Here is a 16,314-nt window from a genome sequence, read left to right on the forward strand (position 1 = left end):
AGATCGCTGATTTTTTGAAGGTATGGTCATCATCCAGTGCGTGTCACCACGGCTACGACTTGGTTGTTCGAGGTGCCCTCCAGCAGCGACACACCTTCGACATGGTCGAACGACTCGAAGCCGAACATCTCCAGATACGCCTCGTTGGCGCGGATATGCATGCCTTCGTGCACGTAGGCGATGGGGTCGCGTGAAGAGGCGATCAATGCATCGCAACGCCGCTCGGTTTCGCGCATCTGTGCTTCGATGCGGCGCAGTCCGCGCCGCGCCTTCAGATCGGCCCACTCCGAACGCACCAGTGCCAACAGATGTTCCGGACGATGCCGCAGCACGATTGCGCGAATGCCGTGCGAAGCGGCCTCGACCACCGCGTTTTCTTCGATCCGCTCGGCCAGCAGGATGATTGGAATGTCCTTGCCGCTGCCGGCAATCTGCTGCTGCAGAGCACTCATCGGAATCTGCAGCGCCTGACCGTGCAGAGCCAGATCGATCTCTCCGGACAACATGCTGGCGAGCTCTTCCGGTATCTGCGGCCGCGAAGGACGTACTGCGATGCCGCCGTTGCGCAGCGCGGTCACGATCGCTTCCGCGCCCTCGACACTGTCGTCGACGATCATCAGACGGAGGGTGAGATCTTTACCTTTCTGCATGCGCGGCTTCCTGGAGACTGCGTTGAGAAACACGAAGGGTGGAAAACGTCCAAGTATGTGGACCGAAGCGCGAGCGGGGTGGGATCTACGCCACGCTTCCTGCGACGTGACCAGAGGCCCATGCCCACTGAAAGTTGTAGCCGCCCAACCATCCGGTCACATCCAGTACCTCGCCGACGAAGTACAGGCCGTCCACCAGACGCGACTCCATGGTCGCACTGGAGACCTGGTTGGTATCGACACCGCCGAGCGTTACTTCAGCTGTACGCTAGCCTTCGGTTCCGCTGGCAACCAGCGGAAATGCGCCGAGCAGGTTGGCCGCGCTTTGTAGTTGCGGTGGATCGAGCTGACGCACAGGCTTGTCCGGCAGCCACACCTCACACATGCGCTGCGCAAAGCGCCGCGGCAGCACATCGGCCAGTACATTGCGCAGCTCGGTGGCGCCCCGCTGGCTTTTTTGTTCGCGCAACCATGCCGCTGCGTCGTGGCCCGGCAGCAGGTCCAGGCGCAGGTCGCCGCCGGGCTGCCAGTAGGACGAGATCTGCAGGATCGCCGGGCCGCTGACGCCGCGGTGCGTGACCAACATGAAATTGCGAAAGCTGACCCCGTTGCAGTGCGCCTCGACCGGCAAGGCCAGCCCGGATAACTCCTGCAGCCGCTCCTGATGCTTGCCGCTCAACGTCAGCGGAACAAGCCCGGCGTGCGTTGGCAGCAGTTCGTGTCCGAATTGCTTGGCCAGCGTATAGCCGAAGCCGCTGGCGCCCATGCTCGGAATCGACAGCCCGCCAGTGGCCACGATCAGCGACTGCGCCTGTACGCTTCCCTGGCTGGTCTCGACACTGAAGCCCTCGCCGCCACGCTGGACCGAGAGCACTTCGCACTCGGTGCGCACCTGCACGCCGGCGGCCTCGCATTCGTCCAACAACATGCGCACGATCTGCTTGGACGAGATATCGCAGAACAACTGGCCCAGCTCTTTCTCGTGGTAGGCGATGCCGTGGCGCTCGACCATCTCTACGAAATCCGCCGGGCTGTAACGGGCGAGGGCGGACTTGCAGAAGTGCCGGTTGGCCGAGAGGAAGTTGCACGGCGTGGTGCCGGTATTGGTGAAGTTGCAGCGCCCGCCACCGGACATCAGGATCTTCTTGCCGACCTTGTTGGCATGGTCGATCACCAGCACCTGGCGGCCGCGCCGGCCGGCGGTGAAGGCGCTCATCAGGCCGGCTGCGCCGGCACCGATGACCAACACGTCGCAACGCATGCTCATTCGGCCGGCGCTTGTCGCACCATCGGAGTGAGGGTGACGCTGCCCTGGTCGGCCAGCATCTGCACCTCGCTGTCCTGGATGATCACATCGAAGCGCATGCCGCGTTGGATCAGCGCGCCCAGGGCCTCGGTGGCCTGCGAGTCGAGCTCCAGCACGCGCAGGTTGCGCTGCCGGCCCAGCGCATTGGCCTGCCTCTTCCACCAGGTTTCGGTGGCCTGGCCGCCGTAGCCGATCACCACTGCCTCACGCGAGCGATTGCAGGCCTTGCGCACGCGGCTTTCGTCCGGCTGGCCGAGATCGATCCACAGATCCGGATCGCCGGTGTAATCACGCCGCCACAGGTCGGGCTCGTCGTCATTGCTGAGGCCACGGCCGAATTCCAGACGATCATCGGCAAACAGCGCGAACGCCAGCAGCCGCACCATCAGGCGCTCGTCGGTTTCGGAGGGGTGCTGGGCCAGGGTCAGCGAATGGTTGGCGTAATAGCCGCGGTCCATGTCGCTGATCTGAAGTTCCGCCCTGCGGACGGTGGCGGTGAGGGCCATCAGGATGCCGGTTGCAAAGGGAGCTCATGATACGCCCCGGCCGCAAACCCGGGCGTGCCGATGCTAGGTGCGCGGTTGCGCGGCCAGCCAACGGTCCAGCTGGGCAGCAAAGGCCTGGCAATCGCGTGCATGCAGCGCTGGCGGGCCGCCGATGGCGACGCCCGCACCGCGCAGTTCTTCCAGAAAGCTGCGCACCGACAGACGCTCCTTGATGGAGTTGCTGGTGGATGGCTCGCCGCGTGGGCTGATGGCGGTCGCACCTTTTTTTTTGTCGCAGGACACGGGCAGCCAATGGAATGTCTTGAGTGACGACAAGATCGCCAGCGGCAACCCGTTCGGCGATGGCATCATCGGGCTCGTCCGGTCCGCCCGGAACCTGGACGGCGCGGACATGCGCCAGGCTGGGCGTGGGCAGAAAATGATTGGCGACCAGTGTCACTGCGGTCCCGGTGCGCACCGCGGCCCTGAACTAGGGATGTCGCGGACCACGGCAGGGCAGGCATCGGCATCGACCCAGATCTGCGCCTGGATTGGCGGATTAAGCGGATTCATAAGCTGATATCGACAGGGAAGGGTCCTGACAGGTGGTCGGATTTGGCCTGATAGTAAAAATTTTGACGCGGGGTGTCGCTTTTTATTGGGAACGCGAGTATTGTTCATCCACTGTGTTTGCAAGGGTCACCGTGAATCGTGGCCTGATGCAGCCGGATCGTTACAGATCTCGCTTCATCGTTCCGCTTTACCAACGCCTGCAACTCAGTCTCAGCTCCGGCTTTTCGGACGCTGCGATTTATCAACTAACAGTTCAGGAGTTTGTAAATGTCAGAACAACGTCAGAGCGGTGAACAACGTCAGAGCGGTGAACAACGTCAGAGCGGTGAACAACGTCAGAGCGGTGTGGTGAAGTGGTTCAACGATGCCAAGGGCTTCGGCTTCATCACTCCGGAAAGCGGCCCGGACCTGTTCGTGCACTTTCGTGCAATCCAGGGCACCGGCTTCAAGTCGCTGCAGGAAGGCCAGAAGGTCACCTTCATCGCAGTGCAGGGCCAAAAGGGAATGCAGGCTGATCAGGTGCAGGTAGCCTAATTCGTCTGTAACCGTAAGGTTGCCAAAAACGTCGATCGCGCAAGCGATCGGCGTTTTTTGTTGGGCGCAGTTTGAGTAATGCGCTTGCTATTGCCGGCATTGCAGCGCCTGCAGACGCGAGTGAGCGTAGCAACGACGCGTGGATGGGTAGGATGTGCGCTTTCCGCGCGCAGCCCTTCTGATGATCACTGTCCACCATCTCAATAATTCCCGCTCCCAGCGCGTGCTATGGCTGCTGGAAGAACTGGCGCTGCCGTACCAGATCGTGCGGCATGAGCGCGATCCCAAGACCATGCTGGCGCCTGCAGCATTGCGTGCGATCCATCCACTAGGCAAATCGCCGCTGATTGTCGATGGTAATCTGACCGTGGCCGAGTCCGGCGCGATCATGGAATATCTGACCGAGCGCTACGACACCGAATGCGCGTTGTCGCCGTCGCCGCGTCCGCAGGATTCGCCCGAACGCCTGCAGTTTCGTTACTGGATGCATTACGCCGAAGGGTCGGCAATGCCGCCGTTGTTGATGACGCTGATCTTTGGGCGCATTCGCAGTGCGCCAATGCCGTTGTTCGTCAAGCCCATTGCGCGCGCGATCGCGGACAAGGCGATGTCGGGCTTCGTCAGCCCGCAACTCAAGCTGCATCTGGATTGGATGGAGCAGTCGCTGCAGGCCAGCAACTGGTTCGCCGGTGAGCGCTTCACCGCCGCCGATATCCAGATGAGTTTTCCGGTGCAGGCCGCTGCGGCGCGTGGCGGCAGGTTGGAGAACTATCCTCGTTTGCTGGCGTTCCTGGAGCGAGTCCAAGCGCGTCCGGCGTACCAGGCCGCGCTGAAGAAGGGCGGCCCGTTCGAGCTGATGGGGCGTACGTCCGCTGAGTGATGCTGCTGTCGCTGTGTCGACCATGACGCTAGGGAAGGCGCAGGTCACTGTGCTTGCCGGCGTCCGGCGCGGGATTGGCGAATTCCGAATCCCGATTCGCCAATCCCGCGCCGCACAGGCGTGCAGCTTGACATCCAGAGATCACGGCACGCGACACTGCCGCAGAAACTGCAGCGTGTCGCGTAGCACCGTTGAGCGCTCGGGCGATTTACGCAATGCCAGCACGATGCCGAGATGGCCCATGCCTGGGTAGATCTTCAACTCGGCGGCGCCGCCTTCGCGTTGCAGCGCCTGCTGTAGCGAGATGCTGTTCTGCAATTCGACCACACGGTCCGCATCGCCATGTAGCAGCAGCATCGGCGGTTCGTCGCCGCCGACGTAGTGCACCGGTTGCGATTGCTGCTGCGCGGCCGGCGCCTGACCGAAGACCTCGATCAATTCCGGGTCGGTCAGCGGCAGGAAATCATACGGCCCGGCCAATCCCACCACGCCGCACAGCTGACGCGGCTTCAGACCTTGTGGCTGCAACCAGCGCGCATCGGTACCCAGCAGCGCCGCCATATGCGCACCGGCCGAGTGACCCATCACTGCGAGCCGCTTCGCGTTGCCGCCGTAGTCTTGCGCATGCCGATAGCCCCAGCCAGTGGCGCTGGCGGCATCGGACATGAAGCCTTGCAGGCCGACCTGCGGATACTTGCGGTAGTCGGCCACCATCGCCACCACGCCTTGACGGGCGAGCGCGCGACCTACCCAGCGGTAATTGGTGCGGGTGCCGTGCTTCCAGGTGCCGCCGTAGAAGAACACCACCACCGGCGCATCGACCGCGCCACGAGGTTGGTAGACATCCAGAGCCAGGCCATGCGCCGGATCGAACACCTGGTCGCGGTGTTCGATGATACCGTCACGGCTGGATGCGGCATTGATGCCGCCAAAGAACACGCTGCTGCAAGCGGTCAGGGTCAACGAACAGAGCAGCAGAACGGCGGAGCGAAACCAGCGATAGGCGCGCGAGGGCATGGGCGATGTCGGTTGGGAGGGCAGGAGAGATAGAGCGGTTTGTCTGTTGCCATGAAGTGCAGGACGAGCCTGCTTGGCGTCGGCAAGCCAGTCGAAGATACGGGGCGTGCGCAACGCCGGATGCGCGGTTGCCTATGCAAAGTTCACTGACGGTGCCCTAGGCTTGTCGCCATGACAGATCTCAAGTTCGACAACCGCTTGCGCCAGCAGTTGCCAGGCGATACCGAAGAAGGGCCGCGACGCCGCGACGTTAGCGCGGCCTGGTCGTCGGTGCTGCCGACCCTGGTTGCGGCCCCAAGCCTGCTGGCGCATTCAGCCGATGTGGCGCAACGACTCGGGCTGGATGAGGCCGAGGGTGCCAGTGCGCGTTTTGCCGAGGTGTTTGGCGGCAATGCGTTGTATCCGGGCATGCAGCCGTGGGCGGTCAATTATGGCTGTCACCAGTTCGGGCATTGGGCCGGTCAGCTGGGCGATGGCCGGGCGATCTCGCTGGGCGAGGTGATCGGAGTCGATGGCGGTCGTTACGAATTGCAGCTCAAGGGTGCCGGCCCGACCCCGTACTCGCGCGGCGCAGATGGGCGCGCCGTGCTGCGCTCGTCGATTCGCGAATTTCTGTGCAGTGAAGCGATGCACCATCTGGGCGTGCCGACCACGCGTGCGCTGAGTCTGGTCGCCACCGGCGATGCGGTGGTTCGCGATATGTTCTACGACGGCCGGCCACAGCGCGAGCCCGGCGCCATCGTGTGCCGGGTGGCGCCGTCGTTCATCCGCTTCGGCAACTTTGAATTACCGAGTGCGCGCGGCGATATTGCACTGCTGCGGCAATGGGTGGATTTCACCATTGCGCGCGATTTCCCGGAGTTGAAAGGTGCTGGCGAGGATCTGTATGCAGCATGGTTTACGCAGGTCTGCGAGCGCACTGCGGTAATGGTGGCGCACTGGATGCGGGTCGGTTTCGTGCATGGGGTGATGAACACCGACAACATGTCGATCCTGGGCCTGACCATCGATTACGGCCCATATGGCTGGGTCGACGACTACGACCCTGACTGGACGCCGAACACCACCGACGCCCAGGGCCGTCGTTACCGCTTCGGCAACCAGCTGCAGGTGGCGTACTGGAACCTGGGCCGCCTGGCGCAGGCTTTGGCGCCGCTGTTTGCGGATCAAGCGCTGTTGCAGCAGGGGCTGGACCGATTCCGCGACACCTACCTGGCCTGCGACCGCCGCGACACCGCCGCCAAGCTGGGCCTGGCCGAATGCCGCGACGAGGATCTGCACTTGATCGATGCGCTGCGCGACTTGATGGGCACGGCCGCGATGGACATGACGCTGACATTTCGCGCCCTGATCGATCTATCGCTCGCTCATCCCGACCAGGAGCTGCCCGACCCGGAGCTGCTGCGCGAAGCCTTCTACGACAAGGACAAGCGCCTTGCGCACGCAGCGCAGTTGCAGGAATGGCTGCAACGTTATGCCACACGTCTGCAGCAGGACACGCTGTCGCCGGACGAACGCCGCGAACGTATGCGCCTGGCCAACCCGCGCTACGTGCTGCGCAACTATATGGCTCAGCAGGCGATTGATCGGGCCGAGCAAGGCGATCCATCGGGCGTGCAGGAATTGCTGGAGGTCATGCGCTGGCCGTACGACGACCAGCCGGGACGCGAAGCGTTTGCCGCGCGCCGGCCGGAGTGGGCCCGCGACCGCGCCGGTTGCTCGATGCTGTCGTGCAGTTCCTGACGCGCTCAGATGCACGTATGTCTTAAGCGCGGCGTCATGAGTCCCCGCAGCCTAGAATAGAGAGTCACCACCGGCCTTGACGCCACTGCCACCATGACTGACTGCACCCGCTGCGCCGGCACTCATTCTTCCGGACCCAACCATTGGTCTGAACGGATCCGCGATATCGCCGACTTTCCCAAGCCGGGCATCGTCTTCAAGGACATCACCCCGCTCCTGTCGGACGGCCCGGATTTTGCCTCGGCGCTGGACGAAATGGCGCAGCCCTGGCGCACCACGCCGCTGGATGCGGTGCTGGGCATCGAAGCGCGCGGTTTCATTCTGGGCGCGGCGCTGGCGCGCGAACTGCGCACCGGCTTCGTGCCGGTGCGCAAGCCCGGCAAGCTGCCAGGGCGCACGTTTATCCAGGAATATGCGCTGGAATACGGCACCGATCGCATCGAAATGCACGAAGACGCGCTGCCACGCGGCGCACGCGTGTTGATCGTCGATGACGTGCTCGCTACCGGCGGTACGCTGCGCGCTGCCCTGGGTCTGGCCGCGCAGCTGGAACTGGAAATCGTCGGCGCGGCAGTGCTGGTCGAGCTGCTGGCGCTGCAGGGCCGCGAGAAGTGGGCCAATGATGTGCCGCTGCTGGCGACGTTGAGCTACTGATCCAGGCGTCTTGCTGATCGAGTGTCCTGCCGATCAAGCGTCCTGGAAATATGGATGCGCAAGAATGCGCATCCATGTGGATCATGCTGCAGGCGCTGCAGCCGCCGCTCGATCTTACGGCCGGCGGAGTACCTGCCGCGCCGCTGGTTAAAGCTTGCTGACCCGGAACCGGCGTCCCTTGATCTTGCCCGCATGCAGATGCGCCAGCGCCTTGGCGACGTGCGCGCGGGCGATGGCGACATAGGAGCGGGTGGGGTAGATGGCGATCTTGCCGATCGCCGTGCCCGATAGCCCGGCTTCGCCGGTCAGTGCGCCAAGGATGTCGCCTGCACGCAGCTTGTCGGTCTTGCCGCCGTCGATACGTAGCGTGGTCATCGCCGCCTGCGGCAACTGCGCCGGCCGCGCGGTCGCCAATGGTGCACGCGACCACTTCAGTGGCTGGCCTTGTTCGGCTTCCAGTGCCTGTGCGCGCGCTGCTTCGCGCGAGGCCACCAGGCTGAGCGCAAACCCGCGCTTGCCGGCGCGCGCGGTGCGGCCGATGCGGTGGCGGTAGGTTTCGGTATCGGTGGGCAGCTCGTAATTGACTACCGCCGCAAGGTCTTCCACGTCCAGCCCGCGTGCGGCCACGTCGCTGGCCACCAGCACGTTGCAACTGCGGTTGACGAAGCGCACCAGCACTTCGTCGCGGTCGCGCTGCTCCATATCGCCGTGCAGGGCCAGTGCGGAGAAGCCGAATTCCTGCAGCGAACCGGCCACTTCGTCCACTTCCTTGCGGGTATTGCAGAACACCACGCTGGATTCGGGATTGAAGCGCAGCAGCAGACCGGCGACGGACTTCTGCCGATAGGTCGGGTCGACCTCGAAGAATTGCTGGTCGATTTCCGGCGCGTTGTCGGCGCCTTCGACGGTGATTTCGATCGGGTCCTTCAGGATCTCGCGCGCCAGCGTGCGGATGATGTCGGGGAATGTGGCCGAGAACAGCAGGCTCTGACGGTGTTTGTCGCAGCGGCTGGCGATCTCGCGGATGGGTTCTTCGAAGCCCATGTCAAGCATGCGGTCGGCTTCGTCCAGCACCAACGTGCGCACGCCGCCCAGATGCAAAGCGCGCTTCCTGGCCAGTTCCTGGATGCGTCCGGGCGTGCCGACCACCACTTGCGGGTCGTGCGCTTCCAGCGAGGCCAGTTGCGGGCCGAGCGGCATGCCGCCGGTCAGCACCACCAGTTTCATGTTCGGAATGCCGGTGGCCAGCTTGCGCAGTTGCTTGCCGACCTGATCGGCCAGTTCGCGGGTGGGGCACAGCACCAGCGCCTGCGCGCGGGTGAGCGCCGGGTCGAGCTTTTGCAGCAGGCCCAGACCGAAGGCAGCAGTCTTGCCGCTACCGGTGGGGGCCTGGGCGATGACGTCGAGCCCTTGCAGGATCGGCGGCAGGCTTTGCGCCTGGATGGGAGTAAGCACGGTATAGCCAAGGGCGTCGATGCCGGGGGCCAGGGCCGGCGACAGCGGCAGCGCGGAGAATTCGTTCATGGGGCATTTTAGCGAGAATCTGGAGTGGGGAATGGGGAATCGCAAAGCCAATGGGAGCGGCCTCTCCAATCCCGATTCACCGTTCCCGATTCCCGTACAATTGGCCCATGCCTTTAATCACTCTGCAAAGCGTCGACTACAGCGTCGGCGGCCCCTTGTTGCTGGAAAAAACCGACCTCACGATCGAGCCGGGCGAGCGTATCGCCCTGATCGGCCGCAACGGCGCCGGCAAATCGACCTTGATGAAACTGATTGCCGGCGAGCTGAAGCCCGACGACGGCGAAGTGCGCGTGCAACAGGGCGTGCGCATCGCGCGGCTGGAGCAGGAGGTGCCGCAGGGTACCGGCGGCAGCGTGTTCGAGGTGGTGGCCGATGGCCTGGGCGAGCTGGGTCATTCGTTGGCCGAGTTCCATCAGCTCAGCCATGCCGAGGTGTTCGATGGCAATGCGTTCGGCAAGGTGCAGGCCAAGATAGATGCGGCCGACGGTTGGGCGCTGGATCAGCGCGTCACCGAGACGCTGACCAAGCTGGAACTGGATGGCGATGCGGAGTTTTCGCGCTTGTCCGGCGGCATGAAGCGCCGCGTGCTGCTGGCGCGCTCGCTGGTGTCTTCGCCGGACGTGCTACTGCTGGACGAGCCGACCAACCATCTGGATATCGAGGCGATCGATTGGCTGGAGTTGTTCCTGAAGAACTGGAACGGCAGCGTGTTGTTCGTCACCCATGACCGGCGCTTTCTGCGTGCGTTGGCGACCCGTATCGTCGAAATTGATCGCGGCCAGGTCACCAGTTGGCCCGGCGACTGGGCCAATTACGAGCGTCGCCGCGAAGAGCGGCTCAATGCGCAGGCGCAGGAAAACGCGCGTTTCGACAAGATGCTGGCGCAGGAAGAAATCTGGATCCGGCAGGGCATCAAGGCGCGGCGGACGCGCGACGAAGGCCGTGTGCGGCGTCTGGAATCGATGCGTAACGAGCGTGGCCAGCGCCGCGATCTGAGCGGCAATGTGCGCATGGAAGTTTCGCAGGGCGAGTCGTCCGGCAAGAAGGTGATCGAGACCAAGGAGGTCGGCTTCGCGTTCGGTGCGCGCACGATGGTCAAGGATTTTTCGACCATCATCCAGCGTGGCGACCGCATCGGCCTAATCGGCCCCAACGGCAGCGGCAAGACCACCTTGCTCAAGCTGTTGCTGGGCGACTTGCAGGCGCAGCAGGGCGAGATCCGCATCGGCACCAATCTGCAGATCGCGTACTTCGACCAGTACCGTTCCACGCTGCGCGAAGACTGGAGTGCGATCGAGAACGTGGCCGAAGGCCGCGATTTCATCGAGATCAACGGCAAGCGCAAGCATGTGCATGCGTATCTGCAGGACTTCTTGTTCACCCCGGAGCGCGCACGCGCGCCAATCACCCGTCTATCCGGTGGCGAACGCAATCGCCTGTTGCTTGCACGCCTGTTTGCGCAGCCATCCAACCTGCTGGTGATGGACGAACCGACCAACGATCTGGACGTGGAAACGCTGGAACTGCTGGAAGAACTGCTTGGCGAATACACCGGTACCTTGTTGTTGGTCAGCCATGATCGCGACTTTCTCGACAACGTGGTGACCTCCACATTGGTGATGGAAGGCGAGGGCTTGGTGGGCGATTACGTTGGCGGTTACAGCGATTCGTTGCGTCAGCGTCGCACCCCGGCACCCAACGCGATGGCGGTTGCCAAGGCATCGGCGACAGCGGCTGCGACCACGCCGGCGCCACCCGCTGCGGCAGTTGTAGATGCAGCGCCCAAGCGCAAACTCAGCTACAAGGATGCGCGCGAGCTGGAGCAGTTGCCGACATTGATCGACAGCCTGGAGCAGCAGGTAGCAGCGCTCACCAATGCGATGAACGACCCGGCCTTCTATCAGCGCGACAGCGCGGCGATGGCCGTGCATACCGCAGCGCTGGCAGATGCACAGGCGCAGCTTGATGCGGCGTTCGCGCGTTGGAGCGAACTGGATAGTTGATTGCAGGGCCTGGCGCGCTGCTGCGTGCCGGTCTTGGGGGTTTGTGGCGCGGCAAACAAGCATCGCGAGGTGGGTGCGGCCTGCTTCGTGGTTCTCATCAGTATTCGACCGACTAAGCTTTTGACTTAGAGCGGCTAACAAAACCCAGGAAGAAGCCGTAAGCAGATGATGGAGCATGCAAGCCAGAGCAACGCCAAGTGGAGATCGATGCGGCGTTCAAAGCGGATGCGCAGTTTGCCCATGGCTGCGAACCAGGCATGCGTGCGCTCGACGACCCAGCGATGACGGCCCAACCAGTCGTTGCGCTCGATCCCACATTTGGCGGCAAGGCCTCGATCAACTCCTCGAACACGACCGAGNGCCCGGTGTAGCCTCCCCCCGGGGGGAGGCTACACTGGCGGCGTCCAGACTGGCTCGGCTTAGATCCAGCGTCTGGACGCGACGTAGCTCGGCCAGCAATACCTGATGCAGACGATGCCACACACCGGCGGCTTGCCAATCACGCAACCGGCGCCAGCAGGTCATGCCACTGCCATCGCCAAGTTCCACAGGCAGGTCTTCCCACGGCACGCCCGTACGCAGGACATAGACGATGCCGTTGAGGACTTGCTGATCACTGATACGCGGCCGTCCACCTTTGGGCGAACGCTTGACTTGCGGAATCAGTGGTTCGATGCGCTTCCACAGCGCAATGGGGATCTCTTTGCGAGGCGTCATGTTCGCAATTTTGCCACCGGAGACACAATATTCAAGGGGTTTTGTTAGCCTCTCTTAGGCTTTGACTCCATCTGAACGCCGCTTTGACTCGAAAAATCTCGGTTGTCTTGGAGTGATTGAACAGCGCTGATGGATCACTTGTATAGCGGCTGATCTGCGGCTTCGCTGCAGGGCCCTCGCCCGCCCACCATCGCGCGACACGCCGCAAGTACGTCCGTGTAGGCTCTTACGCGGCATCCATGCCGCGTAAGGTCCCGCGACGGTGGGCGGGCAAGGACCTGTCGAGATGGTCGGTGCGTATGGTTTTCAACAAAGCAACCGATTAACTCTCTGGTGCGGTGTCCTCGTCGCTTGCGGGACCGTGTGGCGGCATGGATGCCGCCACCGAGCCTCCACGGACGGATTCACGGCGTGTCCCGCGAGCGGTGAGGGCACCGCACACTCGACTAACCACGCTTTTGATCGCATCTGAATTTCGCTCGTCAACGAAGGCGGGTGTGGCCAAGACGTTGCCGCCATCGCTACGGCGTTCGGGAGGGTTTGTTAGCCCCTTTTAGTCGCAGGCACTCGCAGGCGCCACAAACGCCGCAAATGTGAGCCTGCGCGCGGCCCAGCTAGTGGCGGCTTCGTCGAGGATATCCAGCAAGGTGTTGCGATCCTTCGGTGCAGTGCGAGCGAGTATGTCGGCGCCATCGATCAACAGCGCATAGCCATGCGCTGCCGGCAACCATGCAAGGTCGCGCAAGGCATCGCTCAACGCATCCCAGTTGCGACCGAAGCTGGCCGGGAAATCCAGTTGGGTGGCCAGGCGCAGCAGCAACATGTGCTTGTCGCTACAGCTGGCCAGATCTACACGCAGGATGCGCAGGCCGGCGTCGCGGGCGAGCGCAGCCATGGTGTCCAGGTCGTCGGTGTCGGCTTGATACACGCCCGATTGCTGCGGATCAGATAGATTCAGTGCAAAGTCGCCCGCGCTCATGGCGCCTGCTCCGGCGTGGGGCCTCTGAACGACTTGAAGCTCTGGTAATGATCGTCGCTGTAATACCACGCTTCTGGCGGCGTGCCACCAGCGACGATGCGGCGTGTGCCGCGATCGGCGCTGCCGGGCGTTTCCACGGTGTACTCGTGATAATAGCCGCGCGCACGCTCTGGCAGGCGCTGTTCGCGATTGCCGAACACGCTGCCGTCTTGGGCATGCGGGAACGGCCCGCCGCGCTGGATCAACATGATGGTGGCCATCGCTTCGGTTGGCAGAAAACCCGGAAGGCGCTGCTGCTGAGGCGACTGTTCGGCCGGCGCTGTCGCAGTGATCGGCGCGTTGAGCTGCGGCGCGAACTGCGGCTTGGGCGTGTGCATGACGCGCATGCCCCACAAGCCGGCGACGAGCAGCACGATGGCGACGATCAGCAAAGCGGGCTTGCGCATGAAGGCGATCCGGAAGCGAATGTGGAGACGGCAGAGCAAGTATGCCGTTGCACGACTGTGTCGACTTTGAACGCGACGGTGTGCACACGCCCGCGCGGTTCACACCCAAGTAACCGGGGCATGGTGCAAGGTGTGCAGCGAACACGACGCGGCAAGCGACGGGATGAAGTTTCCCTGCCAGCACCCTTGGTAAGCGCCGCCGCCGTCCCTACTATTTTTCCCGCAACGCCCGGTCTTCGCCGGGCGGCAAGTCCAGGAGACACGCATGGCTTACACCCTTCCGCAGTTGCACTACGCCTACGACGCGCTGGAACCGAACATCGATGCGCAGACGATGGAAATCCATCACACCAAGCATCACCAGACCTACATCAACAACGTCAACGCGGCGCTGGAAGGGACGGAGTACGCCGACCTGCCGGTCGAGGAGTTGGTGTCCAAGCTGAAGAGCCTGCCTGAAAATCTGCAAAGCCCGGTGCGCAACAATGGTGGCGGCCACGCCAACCATTCGTTGTTCTGGACCGTGCTGTCGCCCAATGGCGGCGGCGAGCCCAAGGGCGAGGTCGCCAAGGCGATCGACAAGGACATCGGTGGTTTCGAGAAGTTCAAGGAAGCCTTCACCAAGGCCGCCATCAGCCGTTTCGGCTCGGGCTGGGCGTGGTTGAGCGTGACTCCGGATAAGAAACTGGTGGTGGAAAGCACCGCCAACCAGGACAGCCCGCTGTTCGAAGGCAACACGCCGATCCTGGGTCTGGACGTGTGGGAACACGCGTACTACCTGAAGTATCAGAACCGTCGCCCGGAATACATCGGCGCGTTCTACAACGCAGTGAACTGGGAAGAAGTCGAGCGCCGCTACCACGCTGCGATCGCCTGAGTTTCTATCGTGGCGCTTTAACAACGGCGCCAAAGATAAACAAGGCCGGGAGCGATCCCGGCCTTGTTTGTGTATTGCGATCTGGTGTGTAGGAGCGACCCTGGTCGCGATGAGGCATTCTTTGAGAAGGCTTCATCGCGCTCGGGCGCGCCCCTACGCTCGCCCGAGCGCCGATTCAGAACTTGGCGTCGAACTCGCGCGCGTAGCCGGTGTTGACTATGACCTTCTGCAGCGCGTCGCTGATCTTGATGTTGCCAGCCACGATCTGCTGCGTTTCCGGGCCCATATTGTCCATGCGTGGCGGGGTGGCGCCCTTGTAGTCGCAGACCCGGCCACCGGCTTCGCGTACCAGCAGCACGCCGGCGGCGATGTCCCAGGCTTTCACGCCCGCTTCGAAATACGCGTCGGCGCGGCCGCAGGCCACATAGGCCAGATCCAACGCGGCAGAACCGGTGCGGCGGACATCTTCGGCCTGCACCAGCAGCGCATCGACGCACTTCAACTGCGCACTGATACGTGCACGCTCGCGCGGCGGGAAGCCGGTGTGGACCATCGCGCCTTCCAGATCCTTGCGTTCGGCAATGCGGATGCGGCGGTCGTTGAGCACCGCGCCGGCGCCGCGGCTGGCAGTGAACAGCTCGTTGCGCAGCGGGTCGAAGATCACCGCATCGGTGGGCTCGCCGTTTTCAACCAGCGCGATCGACACGCAGTAATGCGGGAAGCCGCGCAGATAATTGCTGGTGCCATCCAACGGGTCGATGACCCAGGTGTAGCGCCCACTCTTGCCACCCTGCACGCCGCCTTCTTCGCCGAATACGGCGTACTCGGGGTAGCCGCGCTTGAGTTCCTTGATAATCACCTTCTCGGCATCGGCATCGACTTCGCTGGCGTAATCCATGCGGCCTTTCTGCACCACATTGAGCGAGTCGAGCTTGTTGATGCCGCGCAACAGTACGTTGCCGGCGAGGCGGGCGGCTTTGACCATGACGGTGACGGCGGGTTTCTGCATGGTGAAATCTCCCGTGAAGGCAGAATTGAAGAATTGGCGAATGTAAAAGAGCGGTCCGGCACGAAACCGGCCGCGCAGTTTACCATCTACGACCGATCAGCTCCCCAATATCCGTTCATGTCCGTCAGTCAGCGCATCCGTTTCGTTCTTGTCGGTACCCAGCATCCAGGCAACATCGGCGCCGCCGCGCGCGCGATGAAGACGATGGGGATCTCGCGCCTGGTCTTGGTTGCCCCCGAGCGCGCACTCGACGAAGACGCTTATCGACGCTCTGCCGGCGCCGAAGACGTGCTCGGCGATGCGCCGATCTTCGCCACCCTGGCCGAGGCCGTGGCCGATTGCACGCTGGTGATCGGCTGCACCGCGCGCGCGCGCCGGGTGGCGTTGGAAGAGTTGCTGCCGGACGCAGGCGCACGCCGTGCCCTGGCAAAGGCCGGCGAGCCGGCCGAAGTGGCGATCGTGTTCGGCCGCGAGCGCACCGGGCTGACCAACGACGAATTGCAGCTCTGTCACGCGGCGGTGCATATCCCGTCCGACCCGGCTTTCAGTTCGCTCAACCTGGCCGCCGCAGTACAGGTGCTGGCCTATGAAGTGCGGCTGGCACAGCTGGAAGCGGGCGAAGCTGAATCGGCGCCCGCCACCGGTGCAGGAGTGCGCGAGGGCCCCGCCAGTCACGCGCAACTGGAGGGCATGTTTGCCCAGTTGGGCCAGACGCTGGACGACATCGATTTCCACAAGGGTCGCGCGCCGGAGTCGGCGATGCGCAAGCTGCGGCGGCTGTTGTTGCGCACGGAAATGAGCGAACAGGAGGTGCGTTTGCTGCGCGGCATCCTGTCCGACGCGCAGCGGATGGCCATGCTGGCGAAGCGGGCCGGAAACTGACGTCTGTCACATCTTGAGAGATTCGGCTAGGCTGT

The 16,314-nt window shown here is 63.3% G+C and carries 13 protein-coding genes and 5 pseudogenes; 7 read left to right on the forward strand and 11 right to left on the reverse strand.

Annotation, left to right across the window (positions count from 1 at the left end):
* Positions 1 to 77: 77 nt before the first annotated feature.
* The 4 genes and pseudogenes from XpopCFBP1817_RS08075 to XpopCFBP1817_RS08090 all read right to left on the reverse strand — a co-directional run.
* Positions 78 to 650 (reverse strand): annotated as a pseudogene (locus XpopCFBP1817_RS08075) (PAS domain S-box protein); the annotation flags it as partial.
* An 85-nt stretch (positions 651 to 735) separates the two neighbouring features.
* Positions 736 to 1,917 (reverse strand): annotated as a pseudogene (locus XpopCFBP1817_RS08080) (BaiN/RdsA family NAD(P)/FAD-dependent oxidoreductase).
* On the reverse strand, positions 1,914 to 2,462 hold the full coding sequence (locus XpopCFBP1817_RS08085) for a YaeQ family protein (protein WP_128416726.1): 549 nt from the start codon (positions 2,460 to 2,462) through the stop codon (positions 1,914 to 1,916). The pseudogene XpopCFBP1817_RS08080 and the gene XpopCFBP1817_RS08085 overlap by 4 nt, the downstream one beginning before the upstream one ends.
* 63 nt (positions 2,463 to 2,525) lie before the next feature.
* Positions 2,526 to 3,014, reverse strand: a pseudogene (locus tag XpopCFBP1817_RS08090) (YaiI/YqxD family protein).
* A gap of 348 nt (positions 3,015 to 3,362) precedes the next feature.
* On the opposite strand from XpopCFBP1817_RS08090, the gene XpopCFBP1817_RS08095 reads away from it, so the two are divergent.
* Both XpopCFBP1817_RS08095 and XpopCFBP1817_RS08100 read left to right on the forward strand, forming a co-directional pair.
* Complete coding sequence (locus XpopCFBP1817_RS08095; RefSeq protein WP_208619577.1) at positions 3,363 to 3,548, forward strand: cold-shock protein; 186 nt, start codon at positions 3,363 to 3,365, stop codon at positions 3,546 to 3,548.
* Positions 3,549 to 3,729: 181 nt separating this feature from the next.
* Positions 3,730 to 4,428, forward strand: coding sequence for a glutathione S-transferase (locus XpopCFBP1817_RS08100; RefSeq protein ID WP_128416727.1), 699 nt, complete (start codon positions 3,730 to 3,732; stop codon positions 4,426 to 4,428).
* 141 nt (positions 4,429 to 4,569) lie between these two features.
* Here XpopCFBP1817_RS08100 and XpopCFBP1817_RS08105 read toward each other — a convergent pair whose 3' ends face one another.
* A complete protein-coding gene (locus XpopCFBP1817_RS08105; RefSeq protein WP_128416728.1) occupies positions 4,570 to 5,445 on the reverse strand; it encodes an alpha/beta hydrolase in 876 nt (291 codons plus the stop codon).
* A gap of 171 nt (positions 5,446 to 5,616) precedes the next feature.
* Here XpopCFBP1817_RS08105 and XpopCFBP1817_RS08110 point away from each other — a divergent pair, with 171 nt between their 5' ends.
* A complete protein-coding gene (locus XpopCFBP1817_RS08110) occupies positions 5,617 to 7,188 on the forward strand; it encodes a protein adenylyltransferase SelO (RefSeq protein WP_128416729.1) in 1,572 nt (523 codons plus the stop codon).
* Positions 7,189 to 7,281: 93 nt separating this feature from the next.
* Positions 7,282 to 7,842, forward strand: coding sequence for an adenine phosphoribosyltransferase (locus XpopCFBP1817_RS08115; RefSeq protein WP_128416730.1), 561 nt, complete (start codon positions 7,282 to 7,284; stop codon positions 7,840 to 7,842).
* 147 nt (positions 7,843 to 7,989) lie between these two features.
* Here the strand turns inward: XpopCFBP1817_RS08115 and dbpA are convergent, their stop codons facing one another.
* Positions 7,990 to 9,366: an ATP-dependent RNA helicase DbpA gene (gene dbpA, locus XpopCFBP1817_RS08120; RefSeq protein ID WP_128416731.1), complete on the reverse strand. Its 1,377-nt coding sequence runs from the start codon at positions 9,364 to 9,366 to the stop codon at positions 7,990 to 7,992.
* 107 nt (positions 9,367 to 9,473) lie between these two features.
* Between dbpA and XpopCFBP1817_RS08125 the strand changes: the two genes are divergently transcribed.
* Positions 9,474 to 11,369, forward strand: coding sequence for an ATP-binding cassette domain-containing protein (locus tag XpopCFBP1817_RS08125; RefSeq protein WP_128416732.1), 1,896 nt, complete (start codon positions 9,474 to 9,476; stop codon positions 11,367 to 11,369).
* Between the two features lie 134 nt (positions 11,370 to 11,503).
* Here XpopCFBP1817_RS08125 and XpopCFBP1817_RS22795 read toward each other — a convergent pair.
* The 4 genes and pseudogenes from XpopCFBP1817_RS22795 to XpopCFBP1817_RS08145 all read right to left on the reverse strand — a co-directional run.
* Positions 11,504 to 11,728 (reverse strand): annotated as a pseudogene (locus tag XpopCFBP1817_RS22795) (IS5/IS1182 family transposase); the annotation flags it as partial.
* A 1-nt stretch (position 11,729) separates the two neighbouring features.
* A pseudogene (locus XpopCFBP1817_RS22800) lies at positions 11,730 to 12,086 on the reverse strand (transposase); the annotation flags it as partial.
* Positions 12,087 to 12,639: 553 nt separating this feature from the next.
* Positions 12,640 to 13,065, reverse strand: coding sequence for a barstar family protein (locus XpopCFBP1817_RS08140; protein ID WP_128416733.1), 426 nt, complete (start codon positions 13,063 to 13,065; stop codon positions 12,640 to 12,642).
* Positions 13,062 to 13,511, reverse strand: coding sequence for a guanyl-specific ribonuclease (locus XpopCFBP1817_RS08145; RefSeq protein WP_128416734.1), 450 nt, complete (start codon positions 13,509 to 13,511; stop codon positions 13,062 to 13,064). Before XpopCFBP1817_RS08145 ends, XpopCFBP1817_RS08140 begins: the two co-directional genes overlap by 4 nt.
* A gap of 265 nt (positions 13,512 to 13,776) precedes the next feature.
* Between XpopCFBP1817_RS08145 and XpopCFBP1817_RS08150 the strand changes: the two genes are divergently transcribed.
* Positions 13,777 to 14,388, forward strand: coding sequence for a superoxide dismutase (locus tag XpopCFBP1817_RS08150; protein ID WP_128416735.1), 612 nt, complete (start codon positions 13,777 to 13,779; stop codon positions 14,386 to 14,388).
* A gap of 175 nt (positions 14,389 to 14,563) precedes the next feature.
* Here the strand turns inward: XpopCFBP1817_RS08150 and XpopCFBP1817_RS08155 are convergent, their stop codons facing one another.
* The gene (locus XpopCFBP1817_RS08155; protein ID WP_006450337.1) at positions 14,564 to 15,397 is read right to left on the reverse strand and encodes an inositol monophosphatase family protein; all 834 of its coding nucleotides are present in this window, start codon (positions 15,395 to 15,397) and stop codon (positions 14,564 to 14,566) included.
* A 117-nt stretch (positions 15,398 to 15,514) separates the two neighbouring features.
* On the opposite strand from XpopCFBP1817_RS08155, the gene XpopCFBP1817_RS08160 reads away from it, so the two are divergent.
* Positions 15,515 to 16,279: an RNA methyltransferase gene (locus XpopCFBP1817_RS08160; RefSeq protein WP_128416736.1), complete on the forward strand. Its 765-nt coding sequence runs from the start codon at positions 15,515 to 15,517 to the stop codon at positions 16,277 to 16,279.
* Positions 16,280 to 16,314 lie beyond the last annotated feature (35 nt).

It is taken from the genome of Xanthomonas populi, from assembly GCF_002940065.1.
GTDB classification, from domain to species: domain Bacteria; phylum Pseudomonadota; class Gammaproteobacteria; order Xanthomonadales; family Xanthomonadaceae; genus Xanthomonas; species Xanthomonas populi.

What these genes read in the sequence shown, in the direction of transcription:
- XpopCFBP1817_RS08085 (WP_128416726.1), bottom strand. Translation starts at nt 2,462, where the DNA reads ATGGCCCTCACCGCCACCGTCCGCAGGGCGGAACTTCAGATCAGCGAC.
- XpopCFBP1817_RS08100 (WP_128416727.1), top strand. Translation starts at nt 3,730, where the DNA reads ATGATCACTGTCCACCATCTCAATAATTCCCGCTCCCAGCGCGTGCTA.
- XpopCFBP1817_RS08105 (WP_128416728.1), bottom strand. Translation starts at nt 5,445, where the DNA reads ATGCCCTCGCGCGCCTATCGCTGGTTTCGCTCCGCCGTTCTGCTGCTC.
- XpopCFBP1817_RS08110 (WP_128416729.1), top strand. Translation starts at nt 5,617, where the DNA reads ATGACAGATCTCAAGTTCGACAACCGCTTGCGCCAGCAGTTGCCAGGC.
- XpopCFBP1817_RS08115 (WP_128416730.1), top strand. Translation starts at nt 7,282, where the DNA reads ATGACTGACTGCACCCGCTGCGCCGGCACTCATTCTTCCGGACCCAAC.
- dbpA (WP_128416731.1), bottom strand. Translation starts at nt 9,366, where the DNA reads ATGAACGAATTCTCCGCGCTGCCGCTGTCGCCGGCCCTGGCCCCCGGC.
- XpopCFBP1817_RS08125 (WP_128416732.1), top strand. Translation starts at nt 9,474, where the DNA reads ATGCCTTTAATCACTCTGCAAAGCGTCGACTACAGCGTCGGCGGCCCC.
- XpopCFBP1817_RS08140 (WP_128416733.1), bottom strand. Translation starts at nt 13,065, where the DNA reads ATGAGCGCGGGCGACTTTGCACTGAATCTATCTGATCCGCAGCAATCG.
- XpopCFBP1817_RS08145 (WP_128416734.1), bottom strand. Translation starts at nt 13,511, where the DNA reads ATGCGCAAGCCCGCTTTGCTGATCGTCGCCATCGTGCTGCTCGTCGCC.
- XpopCFBP1817_RS08150 (WP_128416735.1), top strand. Translation starts at nt 13,777, where the DNA reads ATGGCTTACACCCTTCCGCAGTTGCACTACGCCTACGACGCGCTGGAA.
- XpopCFBP1817_RS08155 (WP_006450337.1), bottom strand. Translation starts at nt 15,397, where the DNA reads ATGCAGAAACCCGCCGTCACCGTCATGGTCAAAGCCGCCCGCCTCGCC.
- XpopCFBP1817_RS08160 (WP_128416736.1), top strand. Translation starts at nt 15,515, where the DNA reads ATGTCCGTCAGTCAGCGCATCCGTTTCGTTCTTGTCGGTACCCAGCAT.